We start from the raw sequence: 14,715 nt of genomic DNA on the forward strand, positions 1-14,715 counted from the left end.
ACCAAAAGTTTACCTATTATTTTGATGATTTCGATCTTGATGATTACGACTCGGGCACAACTTTAGGTTTGGGTTTAAACAGGGCCAATAGCGGGATGAGACACAGGTAGGAGACCAACAGAAAACCGAATGTAAATACGAACGCCGTCAAGGTTGATTGTTGATGTAAGATATTTTGCATCTGAGCCAAAAATGTCGGGTCGGTGATAGTGGTTCCTTGGGCTTGTGCCGCTTGCTGTAAAACTGGATTGGTTGGCGAAAGTGCACCGCCTAATTCGTTCCATTCCCGCTGCTGGGTACGGAAGAAATAAGTATTCACAATAGAGATCCCGAAAGAGCCGCCAATGGTGCGGCATAAGTTAAACACCACGGCACCACCGATTGTGTCTTTGGGGGCAAGGGTGGCGTAGGCCAACTGGCTAAGAGGCGCAAACACTAAGCCCATGCCTGCGCCTTGAATGATACTGGGTAATAAAATCCAATAGATGTTTATCTCAAGGGAGTATTGCGTCATCAAATAGGTTCCGAGCGCATTAAGACTCAGGCCAATAACAATCAACAACCTGGCATCAATTCTATCCATATAGCGCGCCATCATCAGTAGCACAAATGCTGATGCGAGACCTCTTGGCGCCATGGCAAAGCCTGTGGTTTCTACCGGGTAATTTAATAACTGCTCTAGCATCATAGGTTGCAACTGAGTGATACCGAACATTCCCATCGAGAAGCCAGCCATAACCAGACATGACATTGCAAGGTTACGGTCTCGCAATAACCAAACAGGAGCGATCTCACTCTTAGTCGTAAAAGAGCGTGCCACAAAGAAAATAATCGCAATGGCGCTGATTATGGTTGAAAACAAGATGGTATTGGACTCGAACCAAGATTCTTGATTACCCCGGTCGAGCACCATCTGCAGCAGACCAATACCGATTGTCATTGCGATAACGATTGGCCAGTCAATTTTAGGTTTACCTTTACCACTGAGCTTAACAAAGGTGTAAATCAGCGTAAGGCAGATGGCGCCAACGGGTAGATTAACGTAAAAAATCCAGCGCCAATCCATGTTTTCGGTAATGATCCCACCTAGTGTCGGCCCTAGAATTGGCCCAAGCAATACGCCAACACTAAATAGTGCCATCGCCTTACCGCGCTGATTAGCGGGATAGATCTGCACCATGATTGACTGAGATAGAGGGATCACCGAAGCGCCAAATGCTCCTTGCATCACCCTAAAGGTCACCATTTCAGTAATGGTATCGGCTTGGCCACAAAGAGCCGAGCTGACAATAAATCCACTGACTGAGATCAATAGTAGATTACGAATACCAAATTTAAGCGCAAGAAAACTGGCTAGCGGGATAAATATCGCCTCAGCCATAGAGTAGGAGGTCAGTACCCAAGTGACTTGATCGGACGTCACCCCCAATGCGCCCATCATATGCGGTAGGGCAACATTCGCAATCGTCATGTCGAGTAAGACCATGATAGCGGATAACATCACCGCCAAGGTCACCAGTTTACGACTGCCTTCACTTAATACTTGAGCATCACCAGGGCTTGACGATGCTTGAGAGAGCTCGGTCATGTTACTGCTCTTGTTTGTTTGCTGTGCTAACTGTATCTATGGTGACATTCGCGCTAGCGCCCACCCGTAACGGAGTGTCAGGGTGTTCACTTTCGTTAGCAAGACGAATGAGTATAGGGAAACGTTGCGGGACCTTTACCCAGTTACCGGTGGCATTTTCTGGAGGCAGCAGTGAAAATGATGAGCCGCTAGCGGGAGATATGGCTTCAATGGTGCCGTGATAATCCACACTCGGGTAGAGATCTAAGGTGATTGTTGCCTGCATTCCCTTAGTGATCAATTCTAGCTGGGTTTCTTTAAAGTTAGCTTGTACCCAATAGGTATTGGCCTCAACCAAGGGCACCAATGCTTGGCCAACAGACACCACGCTACCCGCATGGGCGGTTAACTTACCTAAGGTGCCACTTTTGGGAGCAAAGATATTGGTGTATGAAAGAGACAGACTGGCCTGACTGAGCGCCGCCGCGGCCTTTTTCACTTCCGGTGCGGCATTACCTTGCGCGCCTTGGGTTTTAATGAGTTGTGACATGGTTGCGCGGGCGGCAATCACATTCTCTTCAGCGGAGGAGAGCTTGGCGCGGGCATCATCGAGTTGCTGCGCTGGCAGTAACTGTTTTGCTACCAGTTGCTTAATACGTTGGTAGGTTGCCTGAGCATCGGTCAGTTGAGCCACGGCGCTTCTAACGTTGGCACTGGCAGCCAGGATCGCATCATCACTGGCGGCATTATTCTGTATCGCCACCTCGTAAGCGGCGCGAGCTTCATCGAGTTGTGCCTGAAAGGGGGCTGGATCGATCTGTACCAGTAAGTCACCTTGGCTGACCTCTTGATAATCAGATGCATTAACGCTGATCACCTTGCCATGGACTTGTGGTGCAATGTAAATGATGTTGGCATGAACATAGGAGTCATCGGTACTCGGGTAGTTCTTTTGATGCTGAATATAGAAATAACTAAGAGTAACAAGTGCCGCGAGCACTGTGGCGGCAATGATAAGGTTACGTATTAGGTGGGATTTTGGTTCTAGCTCTGCTGGTGCTGATGTTTCTGCTAAATTTTCGCTCATTATTTTAACCCAATTAGGTTATTTGACGTAAGCCGAGCGGTTGAACCTGTACTTAAGAAGCTGATAGCTCGGCGAAACATTCATTCGTTTCACAAATACTAGACCCCGTTTGTAGTAGTCACAATGTAAGTGACTAAAAAAGCATAAAAGTGAAGCCGATTTAATATTGAGTAGAGGGAATAATTAAGCATGTTAACCATAGTGTTAGCTATGCGTTAGCATTTGATTAAAGGAATATCTCGCCAGCGATTAGAATATTGCGGTATACATTTTTCTTCGCATTCTGCACTTCTACGAAAACTATCCTGTAAGCACTAATAAGTGTCGCCTCTTCTAGTCTTTTGAAAATACTGATTATTGGTAACTAATGGTTTATTGCTACTGGTTAAGCAATGTACCGCTGACTCAAGTGCATCCTTAAGTCGCTAAGGCTAAATCAGATGCCATTTACTTCAAATCTGATTTTAATTACGTTAACTATTGCTGCAGCGCTCACATAAACTATACACTGGCACCACATCTTTTTTACAAAAATAATTAGTGCTAATTCAATTACATCTAATTGATTTTACCAGCACCCTTTAGAGATTTGTGAACAGCACATTTAGGGACGAACGTATGCCAAGTCATCTCAACAGCACAGCATTCAAATTAACACTGCTTTTTTCATCAGTGGCACTCATTACTGGCTGCGAAAAAGAACCAGTGCAAATCACCCCTAAATTAGTTGTTGTTGAAAAGGTATCGACAGCAACTGTGCCACTTTATGGCAATTATGTCGGAGTAACAAAGGCCTCGTTGGATGTTGAAGTAAGAGCGAGGGTCGATGGCTTTGTTGAAAACAAAACTTTTATCGAAGGCAGTGCCGTCAAAGAAGGGGCACTACTTTATCGTATCGATAATCGGCCTTATGTCGCTGTGGTTAATCGTTTAAGTGCTAATGTTGAATCCCAGCAATCAGCACTTGAAAAGGCGCAACGTGATGTCGAACGTTTAAAGCCCTTGTATGAGCAAGACGCTGCCAGTCAGTTAGATTTTGATAATGCGCTGTCGGTTCTATCGCAAGCAAAATCCAGTGTTGCAGCAAGTAAAGCCGAACTTGAAGAGGCAAGGCTTGAACTCAGTTATACCGAGATTCAGTCTCCCATTAGTGGATTAGTCAGCCGCTCAGAAGTTGATATCGGCGCATTGGTCGGTAGCAGCGGTCAATCGTTATTAACTCGGGTTAAGCAGGTCGACCCTATTTATGTCACCTTTAATATGTCGGCGTTAGATTATCTTAATGCGCGCCGACGGATGACCAGTGACAAAGAACAACAAGCCGCTGAATCAGAAGGTAAAGCCGTTGAAGGTTTCGTTACAATTACATTGCCAGATAACAGTGAGTACCGGTATTTAGGTGATGTCGGCTTTACCGATCCTTCGGTCAACCCTGAAACTGGGACCTTTCAGGTAAGGGCTGAACTCCCCAACCCAGATAAAGAGTTACTGCCGGGCCAATACACCAATGTCAGAATTAAGCTCAGTGAAGTGAGTGGTGCAATCGTTATCCCGCAAAAAGCCACGCAAGTTGAGCAAGGTGGCGTCTATGTGATGATTGTGCTGCCCAATAATAAAGTTGAACGCCGCTTTATCGTGATAAAACATCAAGGTGAAATGGGCGTAGTAGTACAAAGTGGTTTAAAAGCGGGAGAGTTGGTCATTGTCGAAGGCATGCACCGTGTCCGTCATGGGCAACTGGCAGAGCCGTTAACTGCCGAGCAGTATAATAAGAAAGAGGATGTAAAACAAAAAGCGCAAGCATTGAAGCAACAAAAGCTTGAGCAGGAACAGGGGGATAACTAATGGCACAGTATTTTGTTAATCGCCCCGTATTTGCCAGTGTCATCTCTATTGTCATTGTGCTGCTGGGCTTAATTGCGATGTTTCAATTACCCATTGACCAATATCCTTACATTACACCGCCTCAGGTCAAAATATCGGCATCCTATCCCGGTGCCACATCCACTACCGCGGCAGAATCTGTGGCTACACCATTAGAGCAAGAGCTTAATGGCCTGCCAAATATGATTTATATGAGCTCTAAGAGTACCAACTCTGGTAGCACCAACATTACGATTACGTTTGATGTTGGTACAAACCCAGATCTTGCGGCTGTTGATGCACAAAACTCAACGCAACAAGCAACGGGGAGCTTGCCTATTGATGTGCAAACCGAAGGGGTGTCAGTTTCCAAAGAAGCCTCTGTTGAGCTGCTCAAATTAGCCTTAACCTCTGAAGATGAGCGTTATGATGAAATTTATCTAAGTAACTACGCCACTATTAATATTCAGTCAGCCTTAAAACGTATTCCGGGTGTGGGACGAGTCAGAAATACAGGTGCACGTAGTTATTCAATGAGAGTGTGGTTAAACCCCGACACAATGGCGGGTTATGGGCTCACTACCTCAGATGTTATCGATGCGATAAAAGCGCAAAACAAGGAGTCGCCAGCGGGCAGTATTGGCTCCCAACCAAATGCTGACACCTTGAGTATGACTCTGCCAATCACCGCCGCAGGCCGAATGAGCAGTGTTCCGCAGTTTAACGAGATTATTGTGCGTGCAAGCGCCGATGGTTCGATTATACGCTTGCGTGACATTGCCAACATTGAACTCGGTTCATCCTCTTATACACTGCAATCACAACTCAATGGCAACAATGCCACCATCTTGCAGGTTTACTTATTGCCAGGTGCTAATGCGCTAGAGGTTACTAAAAAAGTAAAAAGTGAGATGGCAAAACTTGCTCAAAAATTCCCTCAAGGGATGAATTGGGAAGTCTTTTTTGATGCCTCCGTGTTTATCGAAAACTCAATAGATGAGGTAGTAAAGACCCTAGTTGAAGCGCTTATTTTGGTTATTCTAGTGGTATTCATGTTTTTACAGAATATTCGCGCAACACTTATCCCCGCCATTGCGGTGCCTGTTTCTTTAATTGGCACATTAGCCGCCATGCTTGCCTTTGGTTTTACCATCAATACCGTGAGTTTATTAGCGCTAGTGCTGGCAATTGGTATTGTGGTCGATGATGCCATTGTTGTGGTGGAAAATGTTGAACGTTTAATGGATGAAAAAGGGCTGAGTTCATCCCAGGCAACTAAGGTTGCCATGAAGGAGCTCTCTGGTGCGCTTATTGCTACCAGCCTAGTGCTTGCTGCGGTGTTTGTGCCTGTGTCCTTCTTGTCTGGGATCACCGGTATTATGTACCGAGAGTTTGCTGTCGCGATAACGGTTGCGGTACTGATTTCAACTCTGGTGGCGCTGACACTTTCGCCGGCACTTTGTGCGTTATTACTCAGGCCAGGAGATAAAGCGACATCAGGCTTTTTCAAATGGATGAATGATCGTTTAGACACAGCCACAACTAAGTATGTCGGATTGGTGGTGTTAACCAACAAGCACGCCAAACGCAGTTATCTGTTATTTGCCTTAATGGTGGGCGGTGTGTACTTAACAATGAGTTCGCTGCCATCGAGCTTTATGCCAGATGAAGATCAGGGTCGATTTTTTATCGATGTGTCACTGCCTAATGGGGCAACGGTTAATCGTACTCAAGATGTCCTTAAGAAAGCCGAAGCCACAGTTCTTGCTCATCCTGCGGTAGCTTACTCGTTTACCCTAGCAGGTGAAAACAGACGCTCGGGTTCGAATCAAGCAAACGGTCAGTTTGAGATAATTCTAAAACCTTGGTCAGATCGCGTGGACAATGATGCAACCGTACAAAAAGTGATGAACGAGATTAAGCAATCACTCCATGATGTGCTCGAGGCTGAATTCAAAATTTATTTACCTTCGGCAGTCCCAGGCCTCGGCAATGGCTCAGGTGTAGAGATGGAGCTGCAAGATACTTCAGGGAGTAACTTTAAAGGCTTAATGGAAACCGCTGATGAACTGGTTGAAGCCTTAAAACTGCAACCCGAGATAGCGACAGCCGGATTATCACTGCAAACTGCCATTCCGCAGTTACACCTTAATGTCGATGAAGCTAAAGCCATGGCCATTGGGGTTAAGGTGTCTGATATTTATGGCACCATTAAAACATTTACAGACTCATCGACGGTTAATGACTTCAATTTATTTGGACGAGTGTACCGAGTGAAAGTACAAGCAGAAGAGCAGTATCGTCAATTTCCGGATCAAATAGAGGATTACCATGTTCGCTCCTCATCGGGCGCCATGGTACCAATAGGTGTATTGGCTACATCTGATTATTCGGTTGGGCCTGCAGCGCTCACGCACTACAACATGTTTACCAGCGCTTCGATTAATGCATCTCCTGCACCGGGTTATGCCTCAGGCGATGTGATCCGCGCGATTGAGCGGGTTGCAAAACCCATGCTACCTGACGAGTTTAGTTATGAGTGGACCGGAATAACCTATCAAGAGGTGCAGTCTGCCAATCAAACGGCTATTGCGGTGACGTTAGCGATGGTGTTTGTGTTCTTGTTTCTTGCCGCGCTTTATGAGAGCTGGACTCTGCCGATAGCGGTATTGCTCATCGCCCCCATTGCGATGTTAGGTGCATCAGTGGGGACCTTAGTGAGCGGCATGGAAAGTAATCTCTTTTTTCAGGTGGCGTTTATCGCACTGATCGGAATGGCTGCAAAAAACTCGATATTGATTGTCGAGTTTGCCAACCAATTACATAAAGAAGGTAAGAGCCGATTAGATTCAGCCATTGAGGCGGCTAATATGCGTTTTAGACCTATTTTAATGACCTCATTAGCCTTTATTCTTGGCGTACTGCCACTGGTATTTTCTGTCGGGCCAGGCGCTGTCAGCCGCCAAAGTATCTCTATTCCTATTTTATGTGGCATGATTTTCGCGACAACCATTGGCATCATTATGGTACCGCTGTTTTTTGTGACTACGGCAGGCTGGGTTCGCTCTAAAATCACCGGCAAAGCCGATACAGTGGAGGTGTCGACTCATGCCTAATCAATTCAATATCAGTCAATTCAATATCACTCAAGCCTATATCAAGCATAAGATGCCAATCGGTGGTGTTCGAGCATTTCGAGTGAACACCTCAGTATTGAGTGTCGCCTGTGGGATTTTGCTACTTTCTGGTTGCGCCATGGGGCCTGATTACCAGAGACCCGATCTTGAAATACCGGAGCAATTTCACCACGAGTTGCAGCAAACCGATGAGCAGAATGTTGGGCTGAAGCATTGGCGTGATTTTTATCTCGATCCTGATCTACAGGTATTGATAGAACATGCTCTCGATCAAAACCTAGATTTAGAGGGAGTGCGCTCAAGGTTGTTAGCCGCAAGAGCTGGGGTTACGGTTACTGACGCAGCACTATTTCCAGTTGTAGGACTTGATGCAAATGGTGAGCGAGCATTAGATAGCGCGTTGACCAGTACTGATCCCGTTAAAGAAGATACTTTTTATGTTGCCGGTACGGTTTCGTGGGAATTGGATCTTTGGGGAGCGAATCGTCGAAGAAGTGAAGCTGAATTTGCCAACTTCATCTCTTCACAAGAAGCACTTAATTTAGCCACCATCAGTCTAATCAGTGATGTTGCCAGCCGTTATTATGAATGGCTCGATGTTGAGCAACGTTATCAAATATCGCTTAATACTGTCGAGCTACGTAAAAAAGAGCGAGATCTTGCTAGGCTACGTAAGCAAAATGGTGTGATATCGGGCCTGCAAGTTAGGCAGGCGGAGGTGGAGTATCAAAGTGCCAGAGTCACACTACCGGATCTTGATTATGAGCGAAGTGAAAAGGCGAATCAGCTGCGAATATTACTGGGCGAATTTACGTATCCCCTTATTCCTAAAACTGAAGCGCAGTTAAAAGCTGAAGGAGCATTGTTTCCAGACTCATTTGCAGTGGGTATTCCATCACAGATGCTATCACAACGCCCTGATGTAAAGTCCGCTGAGCAAGCTCTTGTTGCAGCCAATGCCAATGTCGGTGTCGCTAAAACAGCATTCTTTCCTAAATTTACCATTAGCGGCAGCTATGGTTCTGAGTCTGAAAGCCTCAGTGACATATTTGATAGCCAGGGGCTGACTTGGTCGCTTTTAGGCGGGGTAACCGCTCCGATTTTCAATGCAGGTAAGATCTCAGCTCAATATGATATTGCTCAGGAAAATGCCAAACAGGCTATGCTCAGTTATAAAAGTACGGTGCTTGGGGCATACTTTGAAGTAAATGATGCGATGAACAGTTTCAGACGCTCTGAGCTCGCGATTGACGCTCAGCAGGAATTAGTCGTGGCATCAACTGAATATACCCGCTTAGCAACGTTAAGATACCGAAATGGTGTGTCGAGTTCGTTGGATCTGATGGATGCACAGCGAAGTCTGTTTAGCGCCGAACTGACTCTAAGTCAGGTGAAACGTGATCGATTATTGTCGATGATTACGCTTTATCGTGCGCTGGGTGGGGGAGTACTGACCCGTGATGAGATGAAGGCTGAACTTGAAAAACCGACTGGCAAGCAACAAGTTGAAGAAGTCACTAATCAATAAATAATAAAAATTTTTGAGCGATTAGTCCTCCAATTTCGGGAGGCTAGTCGCAGAGCTCTGCTAGGATACACTGCTCCTACAACTAAGCTCCTAACTCAGCTCCTACAATTCAGTTACTACAACTCCGCACTGCCCCCGAAAACATGCTAATTTTGCCACTGCTCGGTTAACACTTAATCAAGGGAATGTCTTTCCACCGCGTCGTATACTGTGGTGTGAGCATCTCTCTGCGCATGCCCCATTTCTGTGATATGCCTTGGGCGGCCAGAAACAGAGAGTCTGTGCCGTACTTTGCATTAATGCTATCTAGCACCAACATCTTGTTTGGGTTCCTGCACTTCTCGAATAGGTCGCCTTGTAAGTTGGCCTCGCTGCACAGGTTGATCAGGCCCACACCAATTTTGTAATAACGTATAGCGGGGTTGAATCTGACGATAGCGGCTCTTGTTGCTGCCTCAATCAGCTCACAGGTGTCATTTGTTGGATAATTAAAATGATGAACAAACTTAAATCCGCCGGGCTGCTCATCAAAAGGCGAGTTTGAGGCAAAAATCAGCATGCTTTTACATAGCGAACCTTGGGTTCTGGCCTTTGCTGCTGCGGTTGAAGCATGCTTGCTTAACGCCTGACACAAGGAGGTTGAGTCGGTGACTCTATTGCCTACGCTGCGGGTTGAAAATATCTGTTTCTTGTCTGCGCGGGCCTCATCCCAAGTTTTGCACACTTCACCATTTAACTCACGAATTGTACGTTCAAGCTCGATGCTAAATTGCTTACTAGCGATGCCGGTTTTCATTTGTGACAAAGCAAAAGCATTGTGGATATTCATCATCCCGAGTCGTTTAGCGATTCGATTGCCAACGCCCCATACATCGTTAGTTTTCATGGTCTTTAAAATCGAAATGCGCTGCTCATCACTGCTAATAGCGCATACACCGTTATATCCGGCGATTCTCTTGGCGGCATGATTGGCAACCTTAGCCAAAGTGAGCGTGGGGCCAATCCCAACACAGACCGGAAGCCGAGTTTCTTTCCACACGGCGCGCCTTATTTTCATCGCATGCTCAGTTAAACAAGGGATAGCGGGGTAACAGTGCTTAAATGATAGAAATGACTCATCGATGCTGTAGATATGCTGCTCCGGTGCAAAACGGCCAATTACCTCCATCATTGCTGCAGATAACGAGCCATAGAGCTCATAGTTTGAAGACAGCGCGATAACGCCTTTCTGCTCACACAGTTTCTGTGCTTCAAAGTAGGGACCAAACTTGTTAATTCCAGCCTCTTTGGCCAATCTGTTCGCCGCAACAATCATCCCGTCGTTGTTACTGAGCACTACGATAGGGCGGTTACGCCAGTCAGGCCTAAATACCTGCTCGGCGCTGCAATAAAATGAGTTTGCATCCACAAGTGCATACATGATTAATCGTTCTCTAAAATTGAGCTTCTACGATGACAGCGAATAGAACGTATAACCACGCCTTCAACACTAAAAGTATCGTGTTCAAGAATGGGCGTGCTCATGTGGGATTCGTTAGCGGATAGCAGTAATCGATTTACCTTATCGATAATCTTACAAACAAACGAGCCGTTGTAGTTGGCGACTATCACGTCTTGATTGCGAACCTCAACATGCCTATCGACAATTAAAATGTCACCATCAAAGATGCCAACACCTTGCATAGAGTCGCCATTGGCTTGGCCAATAAACGTTGAACTCGGATGTTCTATCAGTAACTCGTCAAGACTTAACGGCAGTTGCCGGTAATCGGTAGCGGGGGACTCAAAGCCTGTAATGCCAGCACTGGCTGCAATCGGGATAATGTTCATGCTAAAAAATAATTAACTGTATGTTTATACAGTATAGTGGTTTTATATCATTTTGCGCAATAAGGATGACAACTATCTGTGAGCAGTTTGCAGCATTCTCCTCTAATAACATGGTATTTAAAGACAGGTTTTCAATACTTACACTTTTATTTACAATAGCTTTTATCGCTTCAAATTTATGTAAGATTATTCTTAGTGAATAATGAGAAGTATTTGTTGATCAATGAGTTGTGGTTGTGACTCTAGTCTATTTCTATTGCTGGATGTTAAATGATATGACAAGAAGATGTGCGCTCAGCATTTGTTTATCTTTTATTGTTTCTATATGTATAGTTAATTTATTCTTGACTGTTAATAAAGGTAAGTTGAATAGTAAGTTTTTAACTAACATCCTTTTTATTAGTGATGCAATATACCGTTTTAATGTAAACAGCCTTAACAGTAAGTACATTTCTCTACCATCAAATGATTTAAAACAGGGGGTCATAGTAAAAAATTCTGAAGCTAAAAAAATTCGAGACCTATCTGAACATATAGATAATCTATTTGCTGTATTGAAAATCAATCCAATCATATCTAGCAACTTATGGACGGTCGCGAATGTATACCCAGAGTATGTCATTCCAAGGCCGTTTAGAGAGGAGTACATAAACCTTTTTGATAAGGATTTTGCTGAGGAAAACTACCTAGAACGTATTTTAAAATTAGAAAATATTGAAGAAACACTAGAAGGAAGTGGTTTAACTGTATTTGAAACAGTGAGAGTTTTCGGTCCTTATATAGAAGAGGGAACCAATGAAGAGTTATTTTCAATTTATTACCCACTATATTTAGAAGGCGTTGTTTTTTCTGTTTTAGTTATTGATGTAAAAAGTAATTTTTTAAATGATTTCATAGAAAATTTTAATGATGAAGAATTTACTTGGTTTGAAATGTCAGATAAAGACCGTCAAAACATCAGTACGATTATATACGAATCCTTAGCACTTAAGACCGAAGATAGAAAAGTGGGCCTAACAATAAAAACACCTACACTGTACAACTCTATTGCCATTTTAATATGTACGCTAATCATACACGGCTGTTTTTTAATTGCTGCATACATTAGAAAGTTTTATGTCGAAAGCAGCATAGATAGGTTATCAGGCTTCTATCGAAAAGATGGTTTTATGAGTAAAAAAATGTCTGTTAACTCTATGTGCCTAATTGATATCGATCACTTTAAGAAAATCAATGATACATATGGACACGTTGTTGGTGACATTGTGATTGCAGAAGTGGCTAATCGAATAAAAAACTCCATGCGCTCAACTGATCTCGCTATCCGCTGGGGTGGCGAAGAGTTTGTGGTTATTTTTAATGGTGAACTGTCTTTCGAGCAATTCAATAGCAAAGCCAATGGTTTATTGAGCACGATAAATAGTGAAACCATCAATGATATAGCCGTCACTATATCTATAGGTGCTATTTACTCCCAGTCTGAAATGAAATTGCAGGAAGCATTTCATCTTTCTGACGAAGCTCTTTATGAGTCGAAGAACTCTGGACGAAATAAAGTCACTATTCATCGTCATAGCTGAGTGATAGTGCATCTAATTATCACGTAGCATTCAACAATGCTAAGCTTAGCGAGCAATCCATTGCAATGTTTCAAGATAAGCAATTCAAACTAATCAAATTCGGTAGGACGTGCTGGCAATGCCCATCCCAAAAATCGGCTTTAACCATGAAAAATCCAATCAAGCCGAGTTTGAAATCATTGAGCTTGCTTCTCTACTTTCGAGACCTAGCCTAGATCACGAGCCTCAAATGCCCCATAGGGTGAGCTTTTTCATGTTCATCTGTATTGAAGCCGGGCAAGGTAGCCACATGGTGGATTTTGAGGAGTATCCATTCGAACCCGGCTCAATTATCTTTGTGCAGCGTGAACAAGTACACAGCTTTGATCTGTCATCGAAACCACAAGGTAAAATATTACTCTTCACTCAAGCCTTTTTAGACCGCCTGCATAGCAATATGCGCTTGCCAAATTATACGCCTACGCATCTTAACGCCTCCCATTCACCGCAGGCCCAGCTGAGCGAGCTTGATCGCAAGCGTACTCGCACATTAATCGCTGAAATGATTACCGAGCAGCAACAAGAGAACTGTGAGCCCTTAATCATCATGTATCTTTTCTCTGCACTCGCGTTGATTTTTCATCGCTTACGCCCAGAGTCCGTTCACGATAGGCTTACGGTGGAACAAAATGTTCGCTTAGCGCGATTTTTTGAACTGATGCAGCAAAACTTTTCGCGGGTGCGTGACGCCAACTGGTACGCACATCGACTCAACACCACCTATAAAACCCTTAACCAAGTATGTAAGTTGGCAACGGGTTTAACCGCAAAGCAGATGATTGACGCCTTTACAGTCGTTGAGATGAAAAGGCGCTTAGTGGTTAATAGTACAGCTTCACAACAGATGGCCTATGACTTCGGTTTCGAAGATGCCAGTAACTTTGTTAAATATTTTAAGAATCTCACCGGGCTAACGCCGACACAATTTCAGACCAAATACCGTAAACCTGTTCTATAGCGGTAACTGCTTAAACCCACATTGTCCCAAACCCACCAATTGTCATAATTTTCAGTCGGTTAGCGTTAAAGCTATCTGCAAGGTTCGATATTGACCATTTTCCGGCACAGTTCCACACTGCAAAAAAATCCCTTGTCTACTAACCTATAATTCATTCAGGCAAGGACGGAAGCAATGAATAAACTATCAAAAATGTTCACACAAACATTAACTGTAATTGGCGTAATGGGTCTCGTGGCCTGTTCTCATTTAACATCGGAGTCAGAGTCTATGAGCAATAAAGAGAAAGCGGTAGCCGTAATTGCAAGCATCGAAACAGGCGACCCAGCAGCAATCAACTACATTAATGCAGCGCAATATACGCAACATAATCTAGCCGTTGGTGATGGATTAGCGGGATTTGGAGAGGTGCTACAGGCCCTGCCAGAAGGCAGCGCGAAAGCCGGTGTTAAGCGAGCAATTCAAGACGATAATTACGTTGTGCTTCATACTGAATACAACTTTTTTGGACCTAAAGTCGGTTTTGATGTATTCCGCTTTGAAGATGGCAAAATTGTTGAGCACTGGGATAACTTACAAGTAATTGCACCAGTAAATCCAAGCGGACACACTCAGCTTGACGGCAGCACGGCCATTACCGACTTAGATAAGACGGCAGAGAACAAAGCTATAGTCGCAGACTTTGTTAATACCATCTTGATGAATGGCGACATGAGCCAGATAAACAAGTTCATCGACAACGAAGACAGCGCATACATACAACACAACCCAGGGATCGGCGATGGCTTAAGCGGTCTTGGTAAGGCACTCGAAGAGCTGGCTAATGCAGGGCTTACGATGAAGTATGACACAAATCATAAAATTCTCGGGGAGGGCAATTTTGTAGTCTCTATTAGTGAAGGTATCTTCGCCAATGAACATGTGGCCTTCTACGACTTATTCCGTCTCGAGAACGGTAAAATCGTTGAGCACTGGGACACTATCGAAACGATTCCAGCTCAATCGGAGTGGAAAAATACTAACGGTAAATTTGGTTTCTAACGTGCTCTAGAATGGCTATTTAGTGCGGTTATTTATACTGCTACTTAACATTAATACAGTTACTTAGCACAGCTATTTAGCACAG

At 44.2% G+C, this 14,715-nt stretch carries 10 protein-coding genes; 6 read left to right on the plus strand and 4 right to left on the minus strand.

Annotated features, from left to right (window positions below):
* Window positions 1-43: 43 nt before the first annotated feature.
* Window positions 44-1,588, minus strand: a complete 1,545-nt coding sequence (locus SPEA_RS11490) for an MDR family MFS transporter (protein WP_012155426.1) — start codon at window positions 1,586-1,588, stop codon at window positions 44-46.
* A 1-nt stretch (window position 1,589) separates the two neighbouring features.
* Complete coding sequence (locus tag SPEA_RS11495; protein WP_012155427.1) at window positions 1,590-2,654, minus strand: HlyD family secretion protein; 1,065 nt, start codon at window positions 2,652-2,654, stop codon at window positions 1,590-1,592.
* 618 nt (window positions 2,655-3,272) lie between these two features.
* Here SPEA_RS11495 and SPEA_RS11500 point away from each other — a divergent pair.
* The 3 genes from SPEA_RS11500 to SPEA_RS11510 are packed head-to-tail and all read left to right on the plus strand — an operon-like array spanning window position 3,273 to window position 9,182.
* A complete protein-coding gene (locus tag SPEA_RS11500) occupies window positions 3,273-4,499 on the plus strand; it encodes an efflux RND transporter periplasmic adaptor subunit (protein ID WP_012155428.1) in 1,227 nt (408 codons plus the stop codon).
* Window positions 4,499-7,633, plus strand: a complete 3,135-nt coding sequence (locus SPEA_RS11505; RefSeq protein ID WP_012155429.1) for an efflux RND transporter permease subunit — start codon at window positions 4,499-4,501, stop codon at window positions 7,631-7,633. Before SPEA_RS11500 ends, SPEA_RS11505 begins: the two co-directional genes overlap by 1 nt.
* On the plus strand, window positions 7,626-9,182 hold the full coding sequence (locus SPEA_RS11510) for an efflux transporter outer membrane subunit (protein ID WP_012155430.1): 1,557 nt from the start codon (window positions 7,626-7,628) through the stop codon (window positions 9,180-9,182). The genes SPEA_RS11505 and SPEA_RS11510 overlap by 8 nt, the downstream gene beginning before the upstream one ends.
* Window positions 9,183-9,348: 166 nt before the next feature.
* Here the strand turns inward: SPEA_RS11510 and SPEA_RS11515 are convergent, their stop codons facing one another.
* Window positions 9,349-10,602, minus strand: coding sequence for a Y-family DNA polymerase (locus SPEA_RS11515; protein ID WP_012155431.1), 1,254 nt, complete (start codon window positions 10,600-10,602; stop codon window positions 9,349-9,351).
* Window positions 10,603-10,604: 2 nt separating this feature from the next.
* On the minus strand, window positions 10,605-11,012 hold the full coding sequence (locus tag SPEA_RS11520; protein WP_012155432.1) for a LexA family protein: 408 nt from the start codon (window positions 11,010-11,012) through the stop codon (window positions 10,605-10,607).
* Between the two features lie 275 nt (window positions 11,013-11,287).
* Between SPEA_RS11520 and SPEA_RS11525 the strand changes: the two genes are divergently transcribed.
* The 3 genes from SPEA_RS11525 to SPEA_RS11535 all read left to right on the plus strand — a co-directional run bounded on the left by SPEA_RS11525 (window position 11,288) and on the right by SPEA_RS11535 (window position 14,630).
* Complete coding sequence (locus tag SPEA_RS11525; protein WP_150102223.1) at window positions 11,288-12,592, plus strand: GGDEF domain-containing protein; 1,305 nt, start codon at window positions 11,288-11,290, stop codon at window positions 12,590-12,592.
* A gap of 118 nt (window positions 12,593-12,710) precedes the next feature.
* Window positions 12,711-13,589 (plus strand): AraC family transcriptional regulator, encoded by an 879-nt coding sequence (locus SPEA_RS11530; protein WP_012155434.1) that lies wholly within the window; start codon window positions 12,711-12,713, stop codon window positions 13,587-13,589.
* 174 nt (window positions 13,590-13,763) lie between these two features.
* Window positions 13,764-14,630 (plus strand): nuclear transport factor 2 family protein, encoded by an 867-nt coding sequence (locus SPEA_RS11535; RefSeq protein WP_012155435.1) that lies wholly within the window; start codon window positions 13,764-13,766, stop codon window positions 14,628-14,630.
* The last annotated feature ends 85 nt before the right edge of the window (window positions 14,631-14,715 follow it).

The organism is Shewanella pealeana ATCC 700345 (assembly GCF_000018285.1).
Classification (GTDB): Bacteria; Pseudomonadota; Gammaproteobacteria; order Enterobacterales; family Shewanellaceae; genus Shewanella; species Shewanella pealeana.

What these genes read in the sequence shown, in the direction of transcription:
- SPEA_RS11535 (WP_012155435.1), top strand. Translation starts at nt 13,764, where the DNA reads ATGAATAAACTATCAAAAATGTTCACACAAACATTAACTGTAATTGGC.
- SPEA_RS11505 (WP_012155429.1), top strand. Translation starts at nt 4,499, where the DNA reads ATGGCACAGTATTTTGTTAATCGCCCCGTATTTGCCAGTGTCATCTCT.
- SPEA_RS11510 (WP_012155430.1), top strand. Translation starts at nt 7,626, where the DNA reads ATGCCTAATCAATTCAATATCAGTCAATTCAATATCACTCAAGCCTAT.
- SPEA_RS11530 (WP_012155434.1), top strand. Translation starts at nt 12,711, where the DNA reads ATGCCCATCCCAAAAATCGGCTTTAACCATGAAAAATCCAATCAAGCC.
- SPEA_RS11515 (WP_012155431.1), bottom strand. Translation starts at nt 10,602, where the DNA reads ATGTATGCACTTGTGGATGCAAACTCATTTTATTGCAGCGCCGAGCAG.
- SPEA_RS11520 (WP_012155432.1), bottom strand. Translation starts at nt 11,012, where the DNA reads ATGAACATTATCCCGATTGCAGCCAGTGCTGGCATTACAGGCTTTGAG.
- SPEA_RS11495 (WP_012155427.1), bottom strand. Translation starts at nt 2,654, where the DNA reads ATGAGCGAAAATTTAGCAGAAACATCAGCACCAGCAGAGCTAGAACCA.
- SPEA_RS11500 (WP_012155428.1), top strand. Translation starts at nt 3,273, where the DNA reads ATGCCAAGTCATCTCAACAGCACAGCATTCAAATTAACACTGCTTTTT.
- SPEA_RS11525 (WP_150102223.1), top strand. Translation starts at nt 11,288, where the DNA reads ATGACAAGAAGATGTGCGCTCAGCATTTGTTTATCTTTTATTGTTTCT.
- SPEA_RS11490 (WP_012155426.1), bottom strand. Translation starts at nt 1,588, where the DNA reads ATGACCGAGCTCTCTCAAGCATCGTCAAGCCCTGGTGATGCTCAAGTA.